At 70.5% G+C, this 22,842-nt stretch carries 24 protein-coding genes; 8 read left to right on the top strand and 16 right to left on the bottom strand.

The annotated features are described in order from the left end of the window. Positions 1-19 precede the first annotated feature (19 nt). Entirely contained in the window at positions 20-934 is a 915-nt protein-coding gene (locus ACFWW9_RS04930) for an EamA family transporter (protein ID WP_390371475.1), read from the top strand. On the opposite strand, the gene ACFWW9_RS04925 is transcribed toward ACFWW9_RS04930, so the two are convergent. Beyond that, the gene (locus ACFWW9_RS04925) at positions 869-2,395 is read right to left on the bottom strand and encodes a cobyric acid synthase (protein ID WP_390371472.1); all 1,527 of its coding nucleotides are present in this window, start codon (positions 2,393-2,395) and stop codon (positions 869-871) included. The two genes, ACFWW9_RS04930 and ACFWW9_RS04925, sit on opposite strands and share 66 nt — an antisense overlap. A 47-nt stretch (positions 2,396-2,442) precedes the next feature. On the opposite strand from ACFWW9_RS04925, the gene ACFWW9_RS04920 reads away from it, so the two are divergent. Next, positions 2,443-3,141, top strand: coding sequence for a hypothetical protein (locus ACFWW9_RS04920; protein WP_390371469.1), 699 nt, complete (start codon positions 2,443-2,445; stop codon positions 3,139-3,141). Here the strand turns inward: ACFWW9_RS04920 and map are convergent. From map to dxr, 6 genes are all read right to left on the bottom strand, one after another. Beyond that, positions 3,128-3,985, bottom strand: coding sequence for a type I methionyl aminopeptidase (gene map, locus ACFWW9_RS04915; RefSeq protein WP_390371466.1), 858 nt, complete (start codon positions 3,983-3,985; stop codon positions 3,128-3,130). The two genes, ACFWW9_RS04920 and map, sit on opposite strands and share 14 nt — an antisense overlap. Before the next feature lie 109 nt (positions 3,986-4,094). Next, the gene (locus ACFWW9_RS04910) at positions 4,095-5,900 is read right to left on the bottom strand and encodes a penicillin-binding transpeptidase domain-containing protein (protein WP_390371463.1); all 1,806 of its coding nucleotides are present in this window, start codon (positions 5,898-5,900) and stop codon (positions 4,095-4,097) included. 22 nt (positions 5,901-5,922) lie between these two features. Then, the gene (locus ACFWW9_RS04905; RefSeq protein ID WP_390371460.1) at positions 5,923-6,777 is read right to left on the bottom strand and encodes a GNAT family N-acetyltransferase; all 855 of its coding nucleotides are present in this window, start codon (positions 6,775-6,777) and stop codon (positions 5,923-5,925) included. Between the two features lie 105 nt (positions 6,778-6,882). Continuing rightward, positions 6,883-8,037: a flavodoxin-dependent (E)-4-hydroxy-3-methylbut-2-enyl-diphosphate synthase gene (gene ispG, locus ACFWW9_RS04900; RefSeq protein ID WP_390371457.1), complete on the bottom strand. Its 1,155-nt coding sequence runs from the start codon at positions 8,035-8,037 to the stop codon at positions 6,883-6,885. Between the two features lie 16 nt (positions 8,038-8,053). Then, positions 8,054-9,253 carry a M50 family metallopeptidase gene (locus ACFWW9_RS04895; protein ID WP_390371455.1) on the bottom strand — a complete coding sequence of 400 codons (1,200 nt, stop codon included), beginning with the start codon at positions 9,251-9,253 and terminating at the stop codon, positions 8,054-8,056. Between the two features lie 2 nt (positions 9,254-9,255). Further along, the gene (dxr, locus tag ACFWW9_RS04890; RefSeq protein WP_390371452.1) at positions 9,256-10,518 is read right to left on the bottom strand and encodes a 1-deoxy-D-xylulose-5-phosphate reductoisomerase; all 1,263 of its coding nucleotides are present in this window, start codon (positions 10,516-10,518) and stop codon (positions 9,256-9,258) included. Positions 10,519-10,675: 157 nt separating this feature from the next. On the opposite strand from dxr, the gene ACFWW9_RS04885 reads away from it, so the two are divergent. After that, positions 10,676-10,942, top strand: coding sequence for a GlsB/YeaQ/YmgE family stress response membrane protein (locus ACFWW9_RS04885; RefSeq protein WP_390371449.1), 267 nt, complete (start codon positions 10,676-10,678; stop codon positions 10,940-10,942). Positions 10,943-10,996: 54 nt separating this feature from the next. On the opposite strand, the gene ACFWW9_RS04880 is transcribed toward ACFWW9_RS04885, so the two are convergent. Both ACFWW9_RS04880 and ACFWW9_RS04875 read right to left on the bottom strand, forming a co-directional pair. After that, positions 10,997-11,647, bottom strand: a complete 651-nt coding sequence (locus ACFWW9_RS04880) for a response regulator (protein WP_390371447.1) — start codon at positions 11,645-11,647, stop codon at positions 10,997-10,999. Positions 11,648-11,653: 6 nt separating this feature from the next. Continuing rightward, positions 11,654-13,300 carry a sensor histidine kinase gene (locus ACFWW9_RS04875; protein ID WP_390371444.1) on the bottom strand — a complete coding sequence of 549 codons (1,647 nt, stop codon included), beginning with the start codon at positions 13,298-13,300 and terminating at the stop codon, positions 11,654-11,656. 153 nt (positions 13,301-13,453) lie between these two features. Between ACFWW9_RS04875 and ACFWW9_RS04870 the strand changes: the two genes are divergently transcribed. After that, positions 13,454-13,711: a DUF2631 domain-containing protein gene (locus ACFWW9_RS04870; RefSeq protein WP_390371611.1), complete on the top strand. Its 258-nt coding sequence runs from the start codon at positions 13,454-13,456 to the stop codon at positions 13,709-13,711. Positions 13,712-13,753: 42 nt separating this feature from the next. Here ACFWW9_RS04870 and ACFWW9_RS04865 read toward each other — a convergent pair whose 3' ends face one another. Then, entirely contained in the window at positions 13,754-14,698 is a 945-nt protein-coding gene (locus tag ACFWW9_RS04865; protein WP_390371441.1) for an NADP-dependent oxidoreductase, read from the bottom strand. 172 nt (positions 14,699-14,870) lie between these two features. Between ACFWW9_RS04865 and ACFWW9_RS04860 the strand changes: the two genes are divergently transcribed. Together ACFWW9_RS04860 and ACFWW9_RS04855 are read left to right on the top strand one after the other, a co-directional pair. Further along, positions 14,871-15,200 (top strand): winged helix-turn-helix transcriptional regulator, encoded by a 330-nt coding sequence (locus ACFWW9_RS04860; protein WP_390371609.1) that lies wholly within the window; start codon positions 14,871-14,873, stop codon positions 15,198-15,200. 74 nt (positions 15,201-15,274) lie between these two features. Continuing rightward, the gene (locus ACFWW9_RS04855; protein WP_390371438.1) at positions 15,275-15,763 is read left to right on the top strand and encodes a beta-class carbonic anhydrase; all 489 of its coding nucleotides are present in this window, start codon (positions 15,275-15,277) and stop codon (positions 15,761-15,763) included. Here ACFWW9_RS04855 and ACFWW9_RS04850 read toward each other — a convergent pair. From ACFWW9_RS04850 to rlmN, 4 genes are all read right to left on the bottom strand, one after another. Continuing rightward, positions 15,760-17,298, bottom strand: a complete 1,539-nt coding sequence (locus ACFWW9_RS04850) for a serine/threonine-protein kinase (RefSeq protein WP_390371435.1) — start codon at positions 17,296-17,298, stop codon at positions 15,760-15,762. The two genes, ACFWW9_RS04855 and ACFWW9_RS04850, sit on opposite strands and share 4 nt — an antisense overlap. Positions 17,299-17,388: 90 nt before the next feature. Beyond that, positions 17,389-17,760 (bottom strand): hypothetical protein, encoded by a 372-nt coding sequence (locus ACFWW9_RS04845; RefSeq protein ID WP_390371433.1) that lies wholly within the window; start codon positions 17,758-17,760, stop codon positions 17,389-17,391. Positions 17,761-17,764: 4 nt separating this feature from the next. Further along, entirely contained in the window at positions 17,765-18,085 is a 321-nt protein-coding gene (locus ACFWW9_RS04840) for a hypothetical protein (RefSeq protein ID WP_390371430.1), read from the bottom strand. Positions 18,086-18,121: 36 nt separating this feature from the next. Continuing rightward, a complete protein-coding gene (rlmN, locus tag ACFWW9_RS04835; RefSeq protein ID WP_390371427.1) occupies positions 18,122-19,228 on the bottom strand; it encodes a 23S rRNA (adenine(2503)-C(2))-methyltransferase RlmN in 1,107 nt (368 codons plus the stop codon). A gap of 131 nt (positions 19,229-19,359) precedes the next feature. On the opposite strand from rlmN, the gene ACFWW9_RS04830 reads away from it, so the two are divergent. Then, positions 19,360-20,025 carry a PadR family transcriptional regulator gene (locus tag ACFWW9_RS04830; RefSeq protein WP_390371424.1) on the top strand — a complete coding sequence of 222 codons (666 nt, stop codon included), beginning with the start codon at positions 19,360-19,362 and terminating at the stop codon, positions 20,023-20,025. Here ACFWW9_RS04830 and ACFWW9_RS04825 read toward each other — a convergent pair whose 3' ends face one another. Beyond that, the gene (locus ACFWW9_RS04825; RefSeq protein WP_390371422.1) at positions 20,026-21,009 is read right to left on the bottom strand and encodes an aldo/keto reductase; all 984 of its coding nucleotides are present in this window, start codon (positions 21,007-21,009) and stop codon (positions 20,026-20,028) included. Positions 21,010-21,150: 141 nt separating this feature from the next. Continuing rightward, entirely contained in the window at positions 21,151-21,897 is a 747-nt protein-coding gene (locus tag ACFWW9_RS04820; RefSeq protein ID WP_390371420.1) for a class I SAM-dependent methyltransferase, read from the bottom strand. 95 nt (positions 21,898-21,992) lie between these two features. Between ACFWW9_RS04820 and ACFWW9_RS04815 the strand changes: the two genes are divergently transcribed. Continuing rightward, entirely contained in the window at positions 21,993-22,838 is an 846-nt protein-coding gene (locus ACFWW9_RS04815) for a VOC family protein (protein WP_390371417.1), read from the top strand. The last annotated feature ends 4 nt before the right edge of the window (positions 22,839-22,842 follow it).

The following is a 22,842-nucleotide window of genomic DNA, read 5'->3' as shown; positions in this document are numbered from 1 at the left end:
TCCCCCCAGACTCGAAGGAGTGAAACCACGGCACGCCGCTCTCGCGGTCCTCGTCGCGGCCATCTGGGGCGTCAACTTCGTCGCCATCAAGATCGGCCTGCAGAACTTCCCGCCCCTGCTGTTCTCCGGGCTGCGCTTCCTCGTCGCGGCCGTCCCCGCCCTCTTCTTCGTCGGCAAGCCCAAGGTCGCGTGGAAGTGGGTCGTCGCGGTCGGCCTGGTCCTCGGCGTCGCGAAGTTCGGCTTCGTGTTCACCGGCATGTACGCCGGAATGCCCGCTGGCCTGTCGTCGCTGGTGCTCCAGAGCCAGGCGATCTTCACGGTCGTGTTCGCCGCCGTGCTGCTGCGCGAACGCCCGCGCCGCACGCAGCTCGTCGGCATCGGCGTCGCCTCCGTCGGGATCGTGGTGATCGCGCTCGACTACGGCGTCGGCAGCCCGTTGAGCGCGTTCCTGCTGGTCATCGCCGGTGCGGCCTGCTGGGGCCTGGCCAACGTGATCACCCGTCGCGCACAGTCGCCGGACGCGCTCAACTTCATCGTGTGGGTCAGCGCGGTGGCGGTGCTGCCGCTGTTCGGGCTGTCGCTGCTGATGGAGGGCGTGGACCGCGACCTGGCCGCGCTGGAGGCGTTCGACTGGTCGGGCGCGGCGACGCTCGGGTTCGTGGCGTGGATCTCGACGCTGCTCGGGTTCGGCCTGTGGGGTCATCTGCTGCGCGAGTACGACGCGAGCACCGTGGCGCCGTTCTCGCTGCTCGTGCCGGTCGCGGGGATGCTGTCCGCATGGCTCGTCCTCGGCGAGGAGCTGACCGTCCTGCGCTGCACGGCCGCGCTGCTGGTGATCGCGGGCATGGCGAGCACGGCGATCAGGCCGTCAGCCGGGCGCTCCGGGCGGGACGAACGGCAACCCGTCGGGAGCGCCGTGGGCGAGCAGGTCTAGCAGGGCCGCGGTGTCCAGGTGGTCCGCGACCAGGTCGCCGAGCAGGTCGAGCTGGGCGGCGCGCGCGGCGGCGAAGTCCACGTCCGCGGCGGGCTTGAACCCGTCGCGGCCCGCCCGCTCGGCGGCCCAGCGCAGGAACGCCCGGCGGAACGCGTCGTTCTCCAGCAGCCCGTGCCAGTGCGTGCCCGCGATCCCCTCGACCAGAACGCCCTCACCGGTGCCGTCCGGCAGCGTGACGAGGGTGTCGAGGTCACCGCGCCGCACGACCTGCCCGTGGTGGATCTCGTACCCGCCGACCGGCTCGCCGAACGCCGTGCCGGTCGGCCGCCGCAGCGTCTTGGCGGCCTCGAAGCGGACGTCGACGTCCAGCAGCCCCAACCCCTCCACGACGCCCGCCCGCGACTCCACGGCGTCCTCGATGCGCGTGCCGAGCATCTGGAACCCGCCGCACACCCCGAGCACCGGCAGGCCGCGCCGGGCGTGCGCGGTGATCGCGTCGGCCAGCCCGGTCTCGCGCAGCCACGCCAGGTCGGTCACGGTGGCCTTGGAACCGGGCAGCACCACCAGGTCCGCGTCCGCGATCCGCGACGGCTCGGTGACGAACCGGACCGACACGCCCGGTTCGCACGCCAGCGCCTCCACGTCCGTGGCGTTGGAGATCCGCGGCAGCCGCACGACGGCGACGCGCAACCACTGCTCGCCCACCGGCGGCTTCGGCCTGCCGATCACGCCGTCCGCGGTGTAGGACAACGAGTCCTCGGCGTCGAGCCACAGGTCCTCGCGCCACGGCAGCACGCCGTGCACGGGTCGGCCGGTGAGCCGTTCGATCTGCCGCAGACCGGGTTCGAGCAGCGCGGGGTCGCCGCGGAACTTGTTGACCACGAACCCGGAGACGAGCGCCTGGTCGGCCGGGTCGAGCAGCGCGAGCGTGCCGAACAGGTGCGCGAAGACGCCGCCGCGGTCGATGTCGCCGACCACCAGCACCGGCAGGTCCGCCGCCCGCGCGAGGCCCATGTTCGCGATGTCGTTGGCGCGCAGGTTGATCTCGGTCGGCGATCCCGCGCCCTCGCAGACGACGACCTGGAAGTCACTCCGGAGGGAGTCCAAAGTGGACAGGACGGTGCGGAACAGCTCCGCCTTGCGCTCCCGGTACGACAAAGCGGACACCTCGCCCATCGCGCGGCCCAGCACGACCACCTGCGACGTGCGGTCGCCGCCGGGCTTGAGCAGCACGGGGTTGAACCTCACGCTCGGCTCCAGCCCGCACGCGGCGGCCTGCACGGCCTGCGCGCGACCGATCTCGCCGCCCTCGAGCGTGACCACGGAGTTGTTCGACATGTTCTGGGCCTTGAACGGCGCCACGCGCACGCCGCGCCGGGCCAGCCACCGGCAGATCCCGGTCACCAGGACGCTCTTGCCCGCGTCCGACGTGGTCCCCGCCACCAGCAGCGCACCCGCCACGACCGCACTCCCCCCGCCGACCGGTCCAGACTGACATCATTCCCCCCATGGTCGACGTTCCCGCCACCACGGTCCTGGTGCACAGCCCCTTCCTCGGACCCGCCACCCTCCGGCCGCTCGCCGACGCGCTCGCCGCGCACGGCCACCCGGTGGTGCTGCTCGACCTGCGGGTGAGCGTCAACTCGGCACCCGTGCACCAGCGGATGATCGGCGAGTTCGCCGACGCCGTCGACAACTCCGCCGTCGAGGGCGAACTGGTCCTCGTCGGCCACAGCGGCGCGGGGCCGCTGCTGCCCGCGTTCGCCGACGCCCTGGAGACCGAGGTCGACGCGCTCGTCTACCTAGACGCCGACCTGCCGACGCCCGGCAAGAGCTGGCGCGAGACGTTCCCGGCGGACCTGATGGCGCACATGCGGAAGATCTCCCGCGAGGACGTCATGCCCCGCTGGGACCGCTGGTTCCCGCCGGAGGTGCTGCCCGGCCTCATCCCGGACCCCGTGCAGCTCGCGGAGATCCTGGAGGAGGCCCCGGAGGTGCCGCTGGCGTTCCTGAAGGAGCAGCGGCCGTCCGTGCTGTGGAACGGCCCGTCCGCGTACCTGCGGCTCAGCGACCGGTACTCCGACGCCGCCGCGGCCGCCCTCGCCGACGGCTGGCCCGTCAGCGAACTGGACCTGCACCACCTGGCGGCGGCGACCCACCCGTCGCAGGTCGCCGCGGCGCTGGTGGAGCTGCTCAGCAGACTGTGAGGATCTCGGCCCCGTCGTCGGTCACCAGGATCGTGTGCTCGAACTGAGCGGTCCAGCTCTTGTCCTTGGTGGTGATGGTCCAGTCGTCGTCCCACGTGTCGTGCTCGATCCCGCCGAGGGTGATCATCGGCTCGATCGTGAACGTCATACCGGTCTCGATGACCGTCGGCACGTGGGGCGCGTCGTAGTGCAGCACGACCAGGCCGCTGTGGAACGAGCGCCCGATCCCGTGCCCGGTGAAGTCGCGCACCACGCCGTAGCCGAACCGGTTCGCGTAGGCCTCGATGACCCGCCCCACCACGTTCAGCTGACGACCGGGCTTCACGGCCTTGATGGCCCGCATCGTCGCCTCGTGCGTGCGCTCGACGAGGAGCCGGTTCTCCTCGGAGACGTTGCCCGCCAGGAAGGTGGCGTTCGTGTCGCCGTGCACGCCGCCGATGTAGGCGGTCACGTCGATGTTCACGATGTCGCCGTCCTCCACCACCGTGGAGTCCGGGATGCCGTGGCAGATGACCTCGTTCAACGAGGTGCAGCACGACTTGGGGAAACCGCGGTACCCCAACGTGGACGGGTAGGCCCCGTTGTCGCACAGGAACTCGTGCGCCACCGCGTCGATCTCGTCCGTGGTCACACCGGGCACCACGACCTTGCCCGCTTCCTGCAACGCCTGCGCGCCGAGCCGACCGGCGATCCGCATGGCCTCGATCACCTCGGGCGGCTGCACCCACGGGTCGCTGTTCTTCGTCGGGCCGGGCTTGCCCACGTACTCGGGGCGGGCTATGCGCGACGGAACGGAACGACGGGGGGACAGCTCACCTGGCTTCAGGGCGGCACGCACGGACATGCCTCCACAGTACGGCGCGGTACCGGATCGGCGTCACGTGGTCACCGACCACCTCGAACGGCCGGGAAGTCAGATCCGGTTCGTTCGCCGTCCACCGACCTCAGCCCGTTCAGCCCAACGCCCGCAGGAACTTCCCCGTCGTCTCCACCGCCGGGATGGAGGAGTTCGCGCCCAGGACCAGGGTCGCGAACGCCAGGTCGCCCTTGTAGCCCACGAACCAGCCGTGGGAGTTGACGCCGTCGCCGAACTGGGCCGTGCCGGTCTTCCCGCGCACGTCCGGGATGTCCGCCAGCAGTTGCGCCGTGCCCACCTCGACGACCTCGCGCATCATCTGGCGCACCGGGTCCAGGACGGCGGGCGGGACGGGGGCCGAGACGTGGTTGACCTTGGTCTCCGAGCCGCGCAGCAGGGTCGGCAGGGGTTGCGAGCCCTTGGCCACCGTGGCGGCCACGACGGCCATGCCGAACGGGCTGGCGAGGACCTTGCCCTGGCCGAAGCCGTCCTCCGCGCGTTCCACGACGTCGGACGCGGCGGGCACCGAGCCGGTGATCGTGGTGATCGCGGGGATGTCGAAGTCGACGCCGACGCCGAGCTTGTCGGCCGTCTTGGTGAGGGCGTCGGCGGGCAGGCCCGCGGCGATCTCGGCGAACGTGGTGTTGCAGGAGAACGCGAACGCGCTGTGCAGCGGGATGGTGCCCTTGTCGAAGTCGTGGTCGTTCGGCACGACGCGGCGGCCGTCGATGGTGGTCTTGCCGGGGCACGGGACGGCGGTGTCGGCCTGGACCTTGCCGTCCTCCAGGGCGGCCGCCGCCGTGACGATCTTGAACGTCGATCCCGGCGGGAACTGGCCGGTCAACGCGATCGCGCCCTGCGCGTCGGCGGGCTCGTTCTGCGCCACGGCCAGGATGTCGCCGGTCGACGGCTGGATCGCGACCAGCATCGTGGGCTGGGTGAGCGGTTCGACGGCGTCCTCCGCGGCGATCTGCACGGCCTTGCTGAGCCCGGACTTCACCGCCTGCGCGGGTTCCGACGGCTTCTCGAACAGGCCTTCCAGCTCGTCACCGCCCGCGGCGACGGTGTAGACGCGGAAGCCGGACCGGCCCGCGATCTGCTCCTCCACGGCCTTGCGCACGGCGGGCAGGATCTGCGAGCCGAAGTTCTTCACCGGCGGCAGCAGGCTGGTCTGGGTGCTGAACCGGACGCCGGGCAGCTCGTAGATCTGCGGTTTCACCGACTGGTAGTCGGCGTCGCGCAGCGCGGCCACCTGGTAGACCTGCCCCTCGGGCACCTTGGTCGCGCCCTCGGTGATCGACTGCTGGGTGATCCCCTTGTCGAACGGCGTCAACGCGGTGGCCAGCGCGGCCGTGACCGCGGGCAGGTCGGGCGCCTCCTTGCGGTCCAGCAGCACCGACACGACCGACTCGGGGGCCAGCAGCGGCGTGCCGTCGCGGTCCAGCACGGGTGCCAGGTTCGGCGTCAGCTCGGCGACCGCGAGGCTCTGCTGGGCCGCGAGCTTCGGGTGCAGCAGCGACGGCAGCCAGTGCACCTTCCAGTCGTCGTCCTCGCGGCGGAGCTCGACGGTGCTCTGGTAGTTCCAGACGTGGTTGTGCCCGAGGTTCCAGTCGAACGTCACGGTCGCATCGGCCGTGGTGCCCTCGCCGCCCGCGTTGCGGACCTGGTCGACCTTGACGGTCATCGACTCCGGCTTGAGCGCGCCGCGGACCTTGTCCAGCAGGCCCTTCGCCTGGCCCGGATCGTCGGTCAACGCCGCCGCGGCCTGGGTGTCGCCGCTGGAGAGGCGGGCGACGAAGTCGGACGTGACCTGGTCAGGACCCGGCCTCGACTGGAACAGCCCACAGCCGGTCACGACCAGCAGGGCGCTCAACACGACGGTCAACTGAGGGTTCACCCGCACGGCGGCAGTATGCCGCACACCGTCAAAAGAGAACCGTCGCGTATTGGCCTACCTGGGTGAACCCGATCCGCTGGTACGCGGCGCGGGCGATCTCGTTGTACCCGTTGACGTACAGGCTCGCGGTCCGCCCCAGCCCGCGGACCAGTCGGTCCGCCACCGCCGCGGTCGCCGCCGTGCCGATGCCGTGGCCACGCCGGTCCGGACGCACCCACACGCCCTGGATCTGGCCGACCTTGCTGGACAGGGCCCCGATCTCGGCCTTGAAGACGACCTCGCCGTGCTCGAACCGGGCGAACGCCCGCCCTCCCGCGATCAGCTCGGCGACGCGGGCGCGGTAGCTGGTGCCGCCGTCCTCCGCGCACGGGTCCACGCCCACCTCCTCGATGAACATCGCGATGGCGGCGGGGAGGTAGCGGTCGAGCTCGTCCGGCCGGACCGGGCGGACCAGCGGGTCCGGGTCGACGTTCGCGGTCGTGCCGAGCGCCATGAGCGGCTGGTCGTCGCGGACCTCCCTGGCGGGGCCCCAATCGGGCTGCAACTCCTGCCAGAGGCCCATCACCTGCTCGGCGGGACCCACGAGCGAGGAGCACATGCGGCCCCGGCGACGGGCCCGGTCCGCGAAGCTGCGCAGGGCCGACGGGTTGCCCCGGAGCGGGATCAGGTTGGGACCCGCGAAGCAGAGGCCGTCCACGCGGGCGCCGCGCAGCGCGCGGTGGTCGCAGGCCCAGACCTCACCGCCCAGCCGCCACGGGTCGAGACCCGCGACCTCGACGCGAGCGGCGACCATGCACGAGGCCACGGGATCGGCCTCCAACAGCCCGAGAACCTCGGGCAAATCCCGTCCGTCGAGCAGCCGCGCACCGGCCAACCTGAGCACGGCACCAGCCTGCCAGATGAACGGGGGATTGCGCTTGCCCCCGGTCGTGTGTCCTGGCCGATCGGGAGGGCCGACCTTTCCCGTGGAAAAGGCCGGCCCGATTCCCTAGCTGACGCTGACCGCGGGAACGGAACCCTCGACGGGTTCCATGTCCTCGGCGAGGCGCATGGCCTCTTCGATGAGGGTTTCCACGATCTGGTGTTCGGGAACGGTCTTGATGACCTTGCCCTTCACGAAGATCTGGCCCTTGCCGTTTCCGGAGGCGACACCGAGATCGGCTTCCCGCGCTTCACCGGGACCGTTCACGACGCAGCCCATGACGGCCACGCGCAGCGGGACCTCCATGCCCTCGAGGCCTGCGGTGACCTGCTCGGCCAACGTGTACACGTCGACCTGCGCGCGACCGCAGGAAGGGCACGACACGATTTCCAGCTTGCGCGGCCGGAGGTTCAACGACTGGAGGATCTGAATGCCCACCTTGACCTCCTCCACCGGAGGGGCCGAGAGGGACACGCGAATCGTGTCGCCGATTCCCTGGCGCAGCAGCGCGCCGAAGGCGACGGCGGACTTGATGGTGCCCTGGAACGCCGGACCGGCTTCCGTGACACCGAGGTGCAACGGGTAGTCGCACTGCTCCGCGAGGATTTCGTAAGCGCGGATCATCACGACCGGGTCGTTGTGCTTGACCGAGATCTTGATGTCGTGGAAGTCGTGCTCGGCGAACAGCGACGCCTCCCACAGGGCCGACTCCGCCAACGCCTCTGGCGTCGCCTTGCCGTGCTTGGCCATGAGGCGCGGGTCGAGCGAGCCCGCGTTCACGCCGATGCGGATCGGCGTTCCGTGGTCCTTCGCGGCGGCCGCGATCTCCTTGACCTGGTCGTCGAACTTGCGAATGTTGCCGGGATTCACCCGAACGGCCGCACAGCCCGCTTCAATGGCCGCGAAGACGTACTTCGGCTGGAAATGGATATCCGCGATGACGGGGATCTGCGACTTCGTCGCAATGGCCTTCAACGCGTCCGCGTCGTCCTGCGAGGGGCACGCCACCCGCACGATGTCGCAGCCGGACGCGGTGAGTTCCGCGATCTGCTGCAACGTCGCGTTGACGTCCGAGGTCAGGGTGGTGGTCATGGACTGCACGGACACCGGGAACTCGCTGCCCACGCCTACCGAACCCACCATGAGTTGCCGGGTCTTTCGACGATCGGACAACACCGGCGGCGGCAATGCCGGCATACCGAGCATTACGCCGTCACTCATGGAATAGCACCTCTCACTAGGGAAGTCTGATCGGGTTGACGATGTCGGCGGTGACGGTCAACAGGGTGATACCGCCACCGATGAAGATGACGAAATAGGTGAGGGGAAGGAGGCGCAGGTAGTTCACAGGCCCACCGGCCGGCTTGCCGCGGAGCTTGCGCAGCCAGTCTCGCACCCGTTCGTAGAGGTTCACCGCAATGTGCCCACCATCGAGTGGAAGTAGCGGCAGGAGGTTGAAAACACCGACGAAGAAGTTAAGGCCGGCGAGCATCAGCAGGAAGAACTGCCAAAGGCCCTGCTCGGCCGCGTCGCCGCCGAGCCTGCTGGCCCCGACGACGCTCACCGGGGACTCCAGGTCGCGCTCGCCGCCACCGATCGCCTTGATCACCGCGGGGATCTTCTCCGGGAACCGCAGGAGGCCTTCCCACGTGTTCGCGAACATCGTGCCGGTGAACGCGGTCGCGCCGCCGACCGCCGTGAGCGGGTTGTACTCGAAGTTGGACCGCCAGCCGACGCCGATGGCCCCGACCTCGCGCTTCTCCGTCGAGCCGTCCGCCTTCTTGTACTCGCGGGTGACCTTGGGGACGTCCATGGTGACCTTGAGCTGCTCGCCGTCCCGCAGGACGGTGAACTCGGTGGGCCCGCTGCGCGCCTGGGTCTTCTCCAGCAGGTCGGTCCACGTCGGCGTCGCCTGACCGGCCACGGCGATGATCTGGTCGTCGGGCCTGATGCCCGCGGCCTTGGCGGGTGCGGGGGCGCCGGGCACGCACGCGTCCGTCGCCGGGCCGCTCTGCACGCAGTCGCTGACCGACGCGATGACCGGCTCGCCCTTGAGGTTCGGCAGGCCCATGGTCGCGGCCATCACGTAGAGCACGACGAACCCGACGATGAAGTGGGTGATCGACCCCGCGGACAGCACCACCACGCGCTTCCACGTCGCCTGCTTGTAGAAGGCGCGCGGGGCGTCCACTGGGTTCACCTCGTCCAGCGCGGTCATGCCGGTGATCTCGCAGAACCCGCCCGCGGGGATCGCCTTCAGGCCGTACTCGGTCTCGCCCTTGCGGAACGACCAGATCTTCGGCCCGAACCCGATGAAGTAGCGGGTCACCTTCATGCCGAACGCCTTGGCGGTCAGCAGGTGGCCGAACTCGTGCAGGGCGATCGAGATGCCGATGAGCAGCGCGAACAACACGATGCCCAGGATGTTGACGACCACGTTCAGTCCCTTCCAGACTCCACCGAAGTGGCCACGAGTTCCCGTGCCCGTGCGCGCGCCCAGTCCTCGGCCGCCAGCACCTCGGCGACGTCGGCGGGCTCGTGCGCCCACCCGCCCGCCTCGTCGAGCACTCGCGAGACAGTGTCCACGATGGAGGTGAAAGCCGTGTTGCCGTCGAGGAAGACGTCGACGGCCTCCTCGTTCGCCGCGTTGTAGACGGCGGGCAGGCAACCCCCCGTCGACCCCGCGTGCCGGGCCAGTTCCACCGCGGGGAAGGTCTCGCCGTCCAGCGGCTCGAACGTCCACGCCGTCGGCACTTCGAAAGTACACCGCTCGGCGGCGCCGGGGACGCGGTCCGGCCAGCCGAGGCCCAGCGCGATCGGCAGCTTCATGTCCGGCGGGCTGGCCTGGGTCAGGATCGAGCCGTCGGTGAACGCGACCATCGAGTGCACGACCGACTGCGGGTGCACGACCACGTCGATCCGGTCGTAGGGGATGCCGAACAGCAGGTGCGCCTCGATCAGCTCCAGCCCCTTGTTGATGAGGGTGGCCGAGTTGATCGTGATGACCGGGCCCATCGCCCACGTCGGGTGCGCCATCGCGTCCGCCGACGTCACGCTCGCCAGGTCGGCGCGCGTGCGGCCGCGGAACGGGCCGCCGGACGCCGTGAGGATCAACCGGTCCACCTCGTCGGCCCGGCCGCCGCGCAGGCACTGCGCCAGCGCGGAGTGCTCGGAGTCGACGGAGACCAGCTGGCCGGGCTTGGCGGCGTTGAGCACCAGGGAGCCGCCCGCGATCAGCGACTCCTTGTTCGCCAGCGCCAGCAGCGCGCCCGTGTCCAGCGCGCGCAGCGTCGGTTCCAGGCCGCGCGAGCCGGTGATGGCGTTGAGCACCACGTCGGCGGGCGTGGACTCGATGAGGTCGAGCACGGCCGAGGGGCCCGCGAAGACGCGGGGCATCCGGAACTCGCCCTTGGCGTACCCGCGGCGCTGCGCCTCGGCGTAGAGGGCGAGCGTCACGTCCTCCGCGGCCGTCGCGCGGGACACGGCGACGGCCTGGACGCCGAACGTGATGGCCTGCCGGGCCAGCGCGGCGGGGTCGGCCCCGCCCGCGGCGATGCCCGCGACGGTGAACCGGTCGGGGTTGGCGGCGACGACGTCGAGGGCCTGGGTGCCGACCGAACCGGTCGATCCGAGGAGGAGCACCGAGCGCGGAGCAGGGCTGAGCTGCGACGCCGGTCGTGTGGCTTGCGCGGAGGAGTCCATCACCGTCCATTGTTCCGGAAGCGACCTGATGAACCGCGTGGCGGTACTCAGGTAACAGAATGATAAAGCACGAGTAGGCCGGTCGGTTCCAGGGCACTCCATCCCCGAACGCCGCGGGGGACAAGCCCCATCGCGGCCCGCTGGAAGGAGAGCCCCCGTGGGCATCTTGGGCTGGATCGTCCTGGGTCTTATCGCGGGTGCCATTGCCAAGGCGATCATGCCGGGCAAGGACCCCGGCGGCATCATCATCACGATGCTGATCGGCATCGTCGGTGCCATCCTCGGCGGCTTCATCGGCCGCGCGCTGTTCAACAGCGACATCAACAGCTTCTTCGACCTGAGCACGTGGCTGCTGGCCATCCTCGGCTCGCTGATCCTGCTGGGCATCTACCGGTTGGTCACCGGTCGACGCGCACACGTCTGACCTCCCACCACGTGGAAGAGGGCCGTCCCCACAGGGGCGGCCCTCTTCGCGTTCTCAGCCCGCCAGCCCGGCGTCCCTGGCCAGCAGCGCGGCCTGCACCCGGTTGGTGAGCCCGAGCTTCGCCAGCAGCCTGCTCACGTACGTCTTCACGGTCGCCTCGCTCATGTGCAGCCGCTGGCCCACGTCGGCGTTGGACATCCCCAGCCCCAGCAGGGCCAGGACCTCGACCTCGCGCTCGGTCAGCCCCTCGACCTGCCGCTTGGCCTCCTGCCGCCGCGGCTGCCCGGCGTGCGCGACCATCCCGACCACCCGGCTCGTCACCATCGGCGACAGGTACGCCTCGCCGCTGTGCACCGCGCGCACGGCCCGCAGCAGCTCCTCCGGCGCGGAGTCCTTCAGCAGGAACCCCGCGGCCCCGTCGGACAGCGCCCGCACGATGTTGTCGTCCTCGCCGAAGGTGGTCAGCATCACCACCCGCACGGTCGGCGCGACGGACTTCAGCTCACGGGCCGCGGCGAGCCCGTCCATCCGCGGCATCCGGATGTCGAGCACGGCCACGTCGACGCGGCGCTCGAGCGCGATCCGCACCGCTTCCCGCCCGTCACCGGCCTCGGCGACCAGCTCGATGTCGTCGGCGGTGCCGAGGATGGCCTTGATGCCCGCCCTCATGAGCGGTTCGTCATCGGCGATCAAGACCCGGATCACGGTCACTCAGATCCTTTGCACGTGGGAGTTCTTCTCGACGACCTTGCCGCCCGCGAAGCAGAAGCGCAGGACCAGTTGGCCGCCCGAGGTGTAGGTCTGCTGGTCCGACAGACGGTATTCGCACACCGAGCCGGGCGGTTCGGGAGCCGACTTGTCCCGCAGGTCGCCGATCGACGCGGCCGTCCCCCCGCTCTTGAGGTGCGCCCGCACCTCGCTCTCCGGCTGGCCGAGGTACACCGAGTCGTAGAAGGACTTCTGCACCACGTTCGTCACCGGCTGGATGCCGATCCACGTGTAGCCGCCGACCACAACGAGCACCACCAGCCCGGCGGCGATGATCGACCCGACCCCGGCCCACTTGCGCACGCTGGAGCGGCCCATCGCGGACTCCGCGACCCGCACCTCGTCGCTGTCGTCGGGCTCCTCGGCGACCGTCGTGTCCTCGTACGGCAGCACGGCCGCGATCCGGAAACCCCCGGCGGGCAACGGCCCCACGTGCAGCAGCCCCCCGGCGACCCGCACCCGCTCCCCCAGGCCGATCAGCCCGACCCCCGGCCCCCCGACCACGAACCCGGCGCGCGGCGGGTTGTTGCGCACCTCGACCACCAGCGCGTCCGGCTCGTACTTCACCGTCACCTGCACGCTCGCCCCCGGCGCGTGCTTGTTCGCGTTGGTCAGCCCCTCCTGCGCCACCCGGTACGCCGCGTGGCTCACCTTCGACGGCAGCGGGCACGGCTGGCCGCCGCGCACCAGGCTGACCCGCACGCCCGCCCGCCTGGCCCCGTCGACCAGCTCGTCGATCGCCTCGACCGTGCGCCGCGCCAGGTCCTCCTCCGGCGGGTCGTCGCGCCGCAGCACCCCGATGACCCCGCGCAACTCCTCCATCCCGGTCAGGGCGGCGCTGCGCAGCACCTGCACGGCCTCGCGCTGCTTCTCCCCCAGTTCGCCGTCGAGCGCCAACGCGCCCGCGTGCACGGAGATCAGGCTCAGCCGGTGGCCCAGGCTGTCGTGCATGTCCTGGGCGATCCGGTTGCGCTCGCGCAGGCGGACCTGCCGCGTCAGCATCGCCCGCTCGCGCCGCATCCGCTCCTCGCGCTCCTGCAACGCGGCCACGAGCGCGTTGCGCTGGGCGATGTAGCGGCCGACCAGGAACGGCAGCGCGACGACCATCCCGTAGACGGTCAGCATCACGAACGACCCGAGGAACCCGCTGAGCCCCGGAACCCCGCCCTCCCACTGGAGCATGTGCAGCGCGAGCCCGACGACGGCGGTCAGCAGCGCCCGCTGCCACGACACGATCCGGTAGCCCGCCGCGTACGCCACGACCACCATCAGCGTGATGCCGCCGTTGTCCGCGCCGAACACCACCAGCAGCGCGACGAGCAACGTGGTCGCCGGGAACGTCAACCGGAGCAGGTAGAGGGCGGTGAACAGCACCACCATCCCCACCAGCGCCATCCCGGACGGGTGCTGGTCGCTCAGCCAGCCGGGCAGCAGGTCGAGCAGCAGCACCCAGACGAGCCCGAACACCTCGCAGCCGAGCCGCCACTTCGTGACGCCCCTGATCCGCTCGGCGGTGTCCCGGAGGTAGGCCGACGGCCACTCCCGGACCCCGGCGAGTTCGGGCAGGAAGCGGTGCACGACGGTGGTCACACCCCTCAACGTACGAGATCAGGGGTGGTCCTGTCGGCGGACGTTTGTCGCTTCGGCGGACGACGAAAGTTGACTCGTCGACCCGACCGGTCCCACCCGGACCCGTGTGCGAAAATCTTCGCGGAACACCGGATCAGAAGGGTCGTGGCAGCTGTGTCTTCGTCTTCGGAGCTGGACAAGCGTCCCGCTGTCGACGTCCACGACGAGCCGTCCGCCGAGTGGGGTTGGCACGGGTCGTTCCCGAAGGCCACCCGCATCGCGGGCTGGGCCTCCACGGTCGGCGTCTTCGGTCTCCTCATCGGCAACCACCACGGTCGCACCGAGAACCTGTTCCTCGTCCTCATCGGCATCGCGATGATCGCGATGCTGGTCCGCGACCAGGTCCGCAGCCGCACGTCCTGGCGCCGCTAGGACGCCGTTGGGCGGGCCCGGCCACCGGACCCGCCCCCGCGCTCACTCCACGACGGACAGCACGATCTTCCCGGTGCTGCGTCCCGCCTCACCCAGTTCGTGGGCCTTCCCGGCGTCCTCCAGCGGGAGCACGGCCTCGATCCGCACCTTGATCTTCCCGTCGGCCACGAGCCCGGCGATCTCGGTCAGCGCGGCGCCGTCCGGCTCGACGAGGAACGCCGAGGACCGTACCCCGGCCTTCGCGGCGGCCTCGGCCACCCCCTCCTGGAGCCCGCTGGGGACGGCCACCAGGATCCCGCCCGGCTTGAGCACCCCAACGGACCGGATCGCGTTGTCGCCGCCGACCAGGTCGATCACGACGTCCACGTCGGACACGACGTCCTCGAACCGCACGGCCGTGTAGTCCACGACCTCGTCGGCCCCGATGGACTTGAGGAACTCGTGCTTCCCGGCGCTGGCCGTGCCGATCACGTACGCGCCCTTGGCCTTCGCGATCTGCACCGCCAGGTGCCCGACGCCACCGGCCGCGGCGTGCACCAGCACCCGCTGCCCGGCGCTCACGTGCGCCGTGTCGACCAGCGCCTGCCACGCCGTGAGCACGGCCAGCGGCAGCGCCGCCGCCTCGACGTGGGAGATGTTGGCGGGCTTGAGCGCGAAGTGCCGGGACGGCGCGGTCACGTACTCGGCGTAGGCCGAGGCCGCGCGCGGGAACCACGGCATCCCGTAGACCTCGTCACCCGGCTTGACCGTGGTGACGCCGAACCCGACCTCCTCGACGACCCCGGACACGTCCCAGCCGAGGATGAACGGCGGGTCGCCCAGGACCCCGGCCATGCCACCGCCCGCGCGGGACTTCCAGTCGACGGGGTTGACGCCCGCGGCGTGCACCCGGACCAGGACCTCGGTCTGGATCGGGGTGGGGCGGTCGACCTCGGACACGACGAGGACTTCCGGCCCGCCGAACGTCTGCTGCGTGATTGCCTTCATGTCCACAATGGTCGGATACCTGGTACCTGTTCGCAATTAGGCACTAATTTCCTCCCTAGGTACCCCAGGGAAACTACCCGTGACGTGGTAGAACACCATCGTGGACACATCCTGCACCCCTGACGTCCGTGACGTCTACCTCAAGCAGTGCCCGTGCCGCGAGGTGCTGGACATGGTCGCGAGCAAGTGGACCGCGCTCGCGATCGGCGCGCTCGAAGACGGGCCGCAGCGGTTCGGCGAGGTGCGCCGCAAGGTCGAGGGCATCACCCAGAAGATGCTCACCCAGACCCTGCGCGCGTTGACCCGCGACGGACTGATCACCCGAACGGTGTACCCCACCGTGCCGCTGCGGGTGGAGTACGAGCTGACGCCACTCGGCCGCAGCCTGGTTGCGCCGCTCAGCGCGCTGCGGACGTGGTCGGAACAGCACATCGACCTGATCCAGACGGCCCGCGCCGACTACGACGAGACCGCCGATCTGGACCCCTCACCGGTGCGCTGATCAGGTTTTTTTCGGTCGTCTCCCACTTACTGGGAACTGTTGCGGGTATGCGCATGCGGCAGTTGACTCGCGCCATGTCCGTAACCGATGAGCTCCTCGCCAACAACGCCGCCTACGTCGCGCAGTTCAGCGGCCCGCTCCCCCTGCCGCCCGCCAAGCACATCGCGATCCTGGCGTGCATGGACGCGCGGATCGACGTCTACCGGGTGCTCGGCCTCAACGAGGGCGAGGCGCACGTCATCCGCAACGCGGGCGGCGTCGTGACCGAGGACGAGATCCGCTCGCTCGCCATCAGCCAGCGGCTGCTCGGCACGCGGGAGATCGTCCTGATCCACCACACCGACTGCGGGATGCTGACCTTCACCGACGACGAGTTCAAGCGGTCCATCCAGGACGAGGTCGGCTCCAAGCCCGCGTGGGCCGCCGAGGCGTTCAGCGACCTCGACGAGGACGTGCGCCAGTCCGTCCAGCGGATCAGGAACAGCCCGTACATCCCGGTGAAGGACTCCGTGCGCGGGTTCGTGTTCGACGTCGCGACCGGGAAGCTCGACGAGGTCGTCTAGGTCAGCACCCAGCCGTACTGGAACTCGACGGTCTGGCCCTCGCAGTCGGTGGTGACGGAGTCGAAGTGCTGGCTGCCCGTCACGCAGCGGAACAGCGGCAGCGAGGGCAGGTCGGCGGGCTTCTCCGCCAGGACGTACCCCAGCAGGCCGTACACGGTCTGGCCCTCGCAGTTCGAGGCCAGCGACGACATGCGGTCCTGCGAGTTCTTGATGGCGCACGAGTACAGGGGTTTCGTGCCGGGGTCGGCGTTGGCGAGCAGCTTGCCGATGCCGCCCTCCACGGTGAACCCGACGGGCGGCGCGACCTTCGCCGACCCGGTGTAGTGGAAGCCCGCCGCGTTGCGGAAGCGTTGCAGCGCAACGGCTTCCGGCGGTGGCTTCACCGCGGACGTGGTGGTCACCACCGGCGGATCGGGTTCCTTGGTGACGGTCACCGTGGACGGCGTGACGGACGTCGTGGGGGCGACCGATTCGCTGGAAGGCGCGCTGCTGCTCGACGTGGTCTCGGTCGACGGGGCGGTGGACGACGAGGTGGTCGGGCTCGGCGCGGGCAGCGCGTCACCGCCGTTCGTGGGCTTGAGCAGGAACACCCCGGCGAGCACGAGCGCGACGGCGACCCCCGCCACCACGAACCACTTGCGGCGCCTGGGTTTCTCCTCGACGGGCTCGTCGTCGGCCCACGGCGGCGTGTCCACCGGCTTGGTCGCGTAGGACGTGACGGGTTCGAGGTACACCGTCTCCGGCTCGCCGGGTTTGCGCAGCATCTCCCGCACCTGCGCGGCGGTCGGCCGGTTGTCGACCGCGCGGGTCAGCAGCCGCATGATCACCGCGCCCAACGGCCCGGTCCCGTGCTTCAACACCGGCGGCTCGTAGAGGACCGCGTGCATCGTCGACGCCGTCGTGTCGCGCAGGAACGGCGACCGGCCCTCGACGGCGTGGAACAGCGTCGCCCCCAACGCCCACAGGTCCGTCGCGGGCGACGGCACCTGGCCGTTGAACAGCTCCGGGGCCATGTAGCCGGGGGTGCCCATCATGCTGCCGGTGGCCGTGAGCCGCGGGTCGTCCATCGCCCGCGCGATGCCGAAGTCCGCCAGCTTCGCCCCACCGTCGGGCAGCACCATGATGTTGCTGGGCTTCACGTCCCGGTGCACGATCCCCGCCGCGTGCGCGGTTTCCAGCGCGCTGAGCACGTGCAGCCCGATCGACACCACCTGCTCGGCGGGCAGCGCGCCGCGGCGTTTCATCACGTCGGCGAGGGTGGGCGCCTCCACCAGTTCCATCACGAGGTACGTGGCGCCGTGCTCGATGATCACGTCGTACACGCCGACCACGTTCGGGCTGTTCAACCGCCCAGCGGTCCGCGCCTCGCGCAGAACCCGTTCGGCTTCGACCGGCGAGGACGTCCGCAACTCCTTGAGCGCCACCCGCCGCCCGATGATGACGTCCTCGGCCAACCAGACGACACCCATGCCCCCACGACCGAGTTCCCGCAGCGTGCGGTACCTACCCGCAACCAGCTTCGTCGACTCCGCCACGCCCGGATGCTATCCCGAGAACCATCCACGTTCGCCCATTACGCCCAACCGCAACCGATCACCGTTAGACCGTTCGCGACCCTAACGACCTCAGGCGGACTCGCGGTACACCCGTCGCGCGATCTCCTCGACCTGCTCGACCGTGAGCACGGGACTGCTCGGCTGTTCGAGCGCCTGCGTGAGCATCCGCCGAACCAACGCCGACAGGGGAATCCGCTCAGCTTCGGCACGGGCCTTGAGCGCCATCGACAGCGAAACGGGAACTCGCAACGACAGGGCTGCCTGCTCGTTCTCGACGATGTCGGCGGCGACCGCGTCCGCTTCCTCCTCGGCGAGGTCCGCGCGCGACCTGGCGTGCCTCAGCATCCGATCACGCCTCGCCGGGTCGGCCTCGTGCTCAGCGGCGTCTCGCTGCTCGGCGATCTCCTGGTTGATGCCCGCCAGCACTTCGTCACGAGTCATCGGCTCATTCATGGTGGACCTCCCCTTCCTCGCGCTTGTTCCGGTAAGCCCGCAGGTCGGCGCCGTTGGTCTTCCAAGCGTTGATCCCCGAGTGATCCACCCGATCGATGATGACCGTGATCACGAACCCGGCCGAGGGTGAGTGACCGATGAGCCGGATGTCACCCCAGTGACTCTTGGGATCCGGATCACGGGTGATCCGATGGGGATCGGCAGCCGCCTCCAACGTCCAGGCCAGATCGATGTCGGTAGCCCTCGGGTAGCGAACCGAGCGCTTACCGACGTACTCGGTGTGCGAATCGTCCCACCACAGACCAATAGTCACACACACATTGTCACACGTCTACACACAAGCGAGGACTCAGCCCTCGGCCGCCAACTGCCCGCAGGCCGCGGCGATTTCCTGGCCGCGGGTGTCGCGGACGGTGCAGGTCACGCCTTGGGCGATGACGCGGCGGACGAACTCGCGTTCCACGGGCTTCGGGGAGGCGTCCCACTTCGAGCCCGGTGTCGGGTTCAGGGGGATCAGGTTCACGTGGACCAGTGGGCCCAGGTGCCTGCGGAGGAGTTTGCCCAGCATGTCGGCGCGCCAGCCCTGGTCGTTGATGTCGCGGATCAGGGCGTACTCGATCGACACGCGGCGGCCGGTCTTGTCCGCGTAGCCGCGGGCCGCCTCCATGACCTCGGCGACCTTCCACCGGGTGTTCACCGGCACCAGCGTGTCGCGCAGTTCGTCGTCCGGCGTGTGCAGCGAGACCGCGAGCCGCACGTGCAGGCCTTCCTCGGTCATCTTGCGGATCGCGGGCACCAACCCGACCGTGGACACCGTCACCGACCGCTGCGAGATGCCCAGGCCGTCGGGGGCCGGGTCGCAGATGCGGTGGACGGCCTCGATCACGCGCTTGTAGTTCGCCAGCGGCTCGCCCATGCCCATGAACACGATGTTCGACAGCCGCCCCGGACCACCGGGGAGTTCGCCGTCGCGCATCGCGGCGGCGCCGCGGCGGACCTGGTCGACGATCTCCGCCGTCGACAGGTTGCGCTGGAGGCCGCCCTGGCCGGTGGCGCAGAACGGGCAGGCCATGCCGCAGCCCGCCTGGCTGGAGATGCACAGGGTGGCGCGGTCCGGGTAGCGCATGAGGACGCTCTCCACGAGCGTGCCGTCGTGCGCCTTGAGCAGGGTCTTGCGGGTCGTGCCGTCGTCGCAGGCCACCGAGCGGATCTCGGTGAACAGCGGCGGCATGAGTTCCGCGACCAGCGCGGCGCGCGAGGCGGCCGGGATGTCGGTCATCGCGTCCGGGTCGGACGTGAGCCTGCCGAAGTAGTGGTTCGACAGCTGCGCGGCCCGGAAGGGCTTTTCGCCCAGCGCGGCGACGGCTTCTCGACGCCCTTCGGCGGAGAGGTCGGCCAGGTGGCGCGGCGGAAGCCCGCGCTTGGGTGCGTCGAAGACGAGGGGGAGGGCAGTCATAGCACCTACCAGTGTCCCACGGCCGGGCAGGTGCTCCCGACCACTCTTCCGACTATCGCCGTTGCATCGCGATAGGTTCCGATATATCGTTAGCTCGTACCTACCGATACACCGAGCAAGGAGACAGTCAGATGCGATCCCCCTTCAGCCACGACCACCACGGTCACCGGCACCACCGCTCCGGCGGATTCGACGACCAGCGCCGCGGCTTCGGCGGCGGCTTCGGCGGCCCCCCGCCTCCCCCGTTCCCGCCGGAGGGCGAGATGCCTCCCGGCCCCTGGGGTCGGGGGCGCGGCGGCGGCAGGCGCGGCGGGCCCCACCACGGGCCCGGCGGACGGCAGCGGCGCGGCAACGTGCGCGCGGCGCTGCTCGCCCTGCTGGCCGAACGGCCCATGCACGGCTACGAGATGATCCAGGAACTCGGTCAGCGCACCGACGGCCTCTGGCGGCCGAGCCCCGGCTCGGTCTACCCGACGCTCCAGATGCTGGCCGACGAGGGCCTGGTCGCGTCCACCGAGGAAGCGGGCGGCAAGAAGCTGTTCACGCTCACCGAGGCGGGCACGGCCGAGGCCGCGAAGAGCGAGGGCGCGACCCCGTGGGAGCAGGTCAACGACGACGTGGACATCGTCTCGGCCAAGCTCCGCACGGCGTCGCGGCACCTCGGGTCCGCGATGCAGCAGATGGCGCACGCGGGCACGCGGGAACAGCAGGGCAGGGCGGTCGAGGTCCTCAACGAGGCCCGCCGCAAGATCTACGCGATCCTGGGTGAGCTGGACGTCGCCGAGGACACCGAGTAGTTACCAGCGGCCGTGCACGTGCGGCCGCACCAGTTCGTCGTAGACGGCCGTGACCTCGGCCAACGCCTCGGGTGTGAGGGGCGCGAGGTCGGCCGCCGCGACGTTGCCCTGAACCTGGTCGGCGTTGCGCGCGCCGGGGATCACGACGGTGACACCCGGCTGGTCGACGATCCAGCGCAGCGCGAACTGGGCGAGCGTGGCGCCCGCCGGTACCAGCGGGCGCAGCCGTTCGACGGCCTCCAGGCCCACCTCGAACGGCACGCCGGAGAACGTCTCGCCCTGGTCGAACGCCTCGCCGTTGCGGTTGTACGTGCGGTGGTCGTCGTCACCGAACGTCGTCGCGGCGGTGTACCGCCCGGACAGCAGGCCCGACGCCAGCGGCACCCGCGCGATGATCCCCACGCCCGCCTCGGCCGCCGCCGGGAGCACCCGCTCCAGCGGCTTGAGGCGGAAGGCGTTCAGGATGATCTGCACGCTCACCACGTTCGGCCGCGCGATGGCCAGCAGGGCCTCCTCGACCGTCTCGACGCTCACACCGTAGGCCGCGATCCGCTTGGCCTGCACCAGTTCGTCGAGGCTGTCGAACACCTCGTCGGTCGAGTACACCGGCGTCGGCGGGCAGTGCAGCTGCACCAGGTCGATGGTGTCCACGCCGAGGTTGGCGCGCGACCGGTCGTTCCACGCGAGGAAGTTCTCCCGCGAGTAGTTCTCCGGCACCTGCTCGACCCGGCGGCCCATCTTGGTCGCCACGAAGACGCCCGAGTCGTCCCGTTCCCGCAGGAACTGGCCGACGAGCTTCTCGCTGCGCCCGTCGCCGTACACGTCGGCGGTGTCGAAGAAGGTCACGCCCGCGTCGGCGGCCGCGTGGAGGAGGGCGATCCCGTCGCCCTCCACCCCCAGGCCCCACTGGCCGCCGAGCTGCCAGCAGCCCAACCCGATGACGCCGACGGGGCGTCCGATCCTGTTCGCGCTCCGGTTCTCCACGACCGAAATCCTACGGTCAGCGAGGCGTCCGGGCGTACCGGCCGAGTTCGTCGCCGGACGGCCCGGAGAACGTCAGGTCGTCGCCGCGCACGGCTTTGCCCTCGTCCCCTGGGCGGAACAGCCTGGGCAAGCGGTCGCACGTCAGGGCAGGACGAGCCCGATCGGCTTGCGGCGCACGTGCAGCCGGTAGCCGACGTCGAACGACAGCCCAGGCGTCTCGTCGATGGCCCGCTGCGCGACCGGCGCGGAGAACTCGATGCGCAGCACCGATTCCAGGTCCTCGCGCCGCTGGAACGCCCACCGCGCGGTCACGTGCCGCACGCTGAACCCGTTGGCGGCGAAGAACTCCGCCACGGCGGCCGGGTCGTAGCGGGCCTCGTCGGCGCACAGCCACGGCCCGTACGGCGGCGCGGCCCCGTCGATGTCCACGATCGCCAGCGCGCCGCCCGGACGCAGCACGCGGTCCGCCTCGCGCAGCCCCGGCTCGCAGCCGGGACCGAAGAAGTACGCCGTGCGCGCGTGCACGAGGTCGGCGCTGCCGTCCGGCAACGGCAGCCGTTGCGCGGGACCGGCGACCACGGAGGCGTTCGCGATGCCCTCGACACGGGTCTTGGCCCGCTTGACCAGCGGCGCGTACGGCTCGACCCCGGTCGCGGAGCGCGCGGTCGCGGCGAACAACGGCAGGTGGAACCCGTCACCGCAGCCGACGTCGACGACGTCCAGCCCGGCCCAGTCGCACTCCTCGCGCAACGCCGCCCAGATCGCGCCGTCGACGTCCTGCGCGCGGTTCTCGACCTGGTAGACCTCGGGCCAGTGCCAGATGTTCGGGCTCGGCAGGACGTCGGCGGGGCGAATTGCCGCCAAAGCCGCGCGCACGAATCCCTTCACCACACAGACTGTAGAGGCCGCACGCCGATCGGACGGTGCTATTCCAGCCGAACGCGGCGTAGCGTGATCAAGACAGTTGCCCAGAGGAGGCGTCCGTGTCCATCACGCCGAACTCACCCGCCCTGGCGGACCTCCACCCCGGCGCCCCCTGCTGGGTCGAACTGCCCGTGACCGACCTGGCCGCCGCCAAGGACTTCTACACCGGCCTGTTCGGCTGGGAGTACGTCGACGACGAGGGCTACGCGGTCGCCGTGCTCGACGGGGTGCCCGTCGCGGGCCTGCCCGTGGACCGCGCGCTGCCCGAGCAGTACACGGCGTGGACCCTGTTCCTGCACACGCGGCACGCCCGCGCGACGGCGGAGAAGGTGTACGCGCTGGGCGGCTCGGTGCTGCGCAACCCGAGCGTGGCCGCCGACCACACGCAGACCACGATCGTCAGCGACCCGACCGGCGGCGTGATCGGCTTCCGGCACGTGCCCGCGGACTGGCGGTTCGGCACGACGGGCCACGGCGCGTTCGCGTGGGCCGAGCTGAACACCCGTGACGGGGCCGCGGCGGACGCGTTCTTCAAGGAGCTGTGCCACTTCGACGTGATGCAGATCGGCGACGGCCACACGGTCGACTACACGGTCTGGTCCGTCGAGGGCGAGAGCGTCCTGGGCAGGCAGCGGATGGGCCGCCGCTCGTTCCCGCCTGCCGTGCCCGCGCACTGGATGATCTACCTCACCGCGTCGCCCGAGATCGGCGCGGACTCGGTCGCGAGCCGCGTGCTCGAACTGGGCGGCCAGGTAACGGTCGAGCCGTACGACACGCCGTACGGCCGCGTGACCGAGGTCCGCGACCACGCGGGCGCCACGTTCTCGGTGATGGACTCGTCCCGCGCGATCACCCTGTCGGAGGACGAGACCGGCGCGAACGTGGACGACCCGTACGACGACTGAGGTC

It is taken from the genome of Umezawaea sp. NPDC059074 (genome assembly GCF_042738955.1).
Classification (GTDB): domain Bacteria; phylum Actinomycetota; class Actinomycetes; order Mycobacteriales; family Pseudonocardiaceae; genus Umezawaea.
The sequence above is the reverse complement of the archived record's forward strand: the minus strand, read 5'-3'. Positions and strand labels throughout refer to the sequence as shown.

Bases quoted from the DNA above. Each gene is read 5' to 3' on its own strand.
- dxr (WP_390371452.1), bottom strand. From the start codon at position 10,518: ATGGACTCCTCCGCGCAAGCCACACGACCGGCGTCGCAGCTCAGCCCT.
- ACFWW9_RS04860 (WP_390371609.1), top strand. From the start codon at position 14,871: ATGGTCGCGAGCAAGTGGACCGCGCTCGCGATCGGCGCGCTCGAAGAC.
- ACFWW9_RS04830 (WP_390371424.1), top strand. From the start codon at position 19,360: ATGCGATCCCCCTTCAGCCACGACCACCACGGTCACCGGCACCACCGC.
- ACFWW9_RS04865 (WP_390371441.1), bottom strand. From the start codon at position 14,698: ATGAAGGCAATCACGCAGCAGACGTTCGGCGGGCCGGAAGTCCTCGTC.
- map (WP_390371466.1), bottom strand. From the start codon at position 3,985: ATGTCCGTGCGTGCCGCCCTGAAGCCAGGTGAGCTGTCCCCCCGTCGT.
- ACFWW9_RS04855 (WP_390371438.1), top strand. From the start codon at position 15,275: ATGTCCGTAACCGATGAGCTCCTCGCCAACAACGCCGCCTACGTCGCG.
- ACFWW9_RS04920 (WP_390371469.1), top strand. From the start codon at position 2,443: ATGGTCGACGTTCCCGCCACCACGGTCCTGGTGCACAGCCCCTTCCTC.
- ACFWW9_RS04845 (WP_390371433.1), bottom strand. From the start codon at position 17,760: ATGACTCGTGACGAAGTGCTGGCGGGCATCAACCAGGAGATCGCCGAG.
- ispG (WP_390371457.1), bottom strand. From the start codon at position 8,037: ATGAGTGACGGCGTAATGCTCGGTATGCCGGCATTGCCGCCGCCGGTG.
- rlmN (WP_390371427.1), bottom strand. From the start codon at position 19,228: ATGACTGCCCTCCCCCTCGTCTTCGACGCACCCAAGCGCGGGCTTCCG.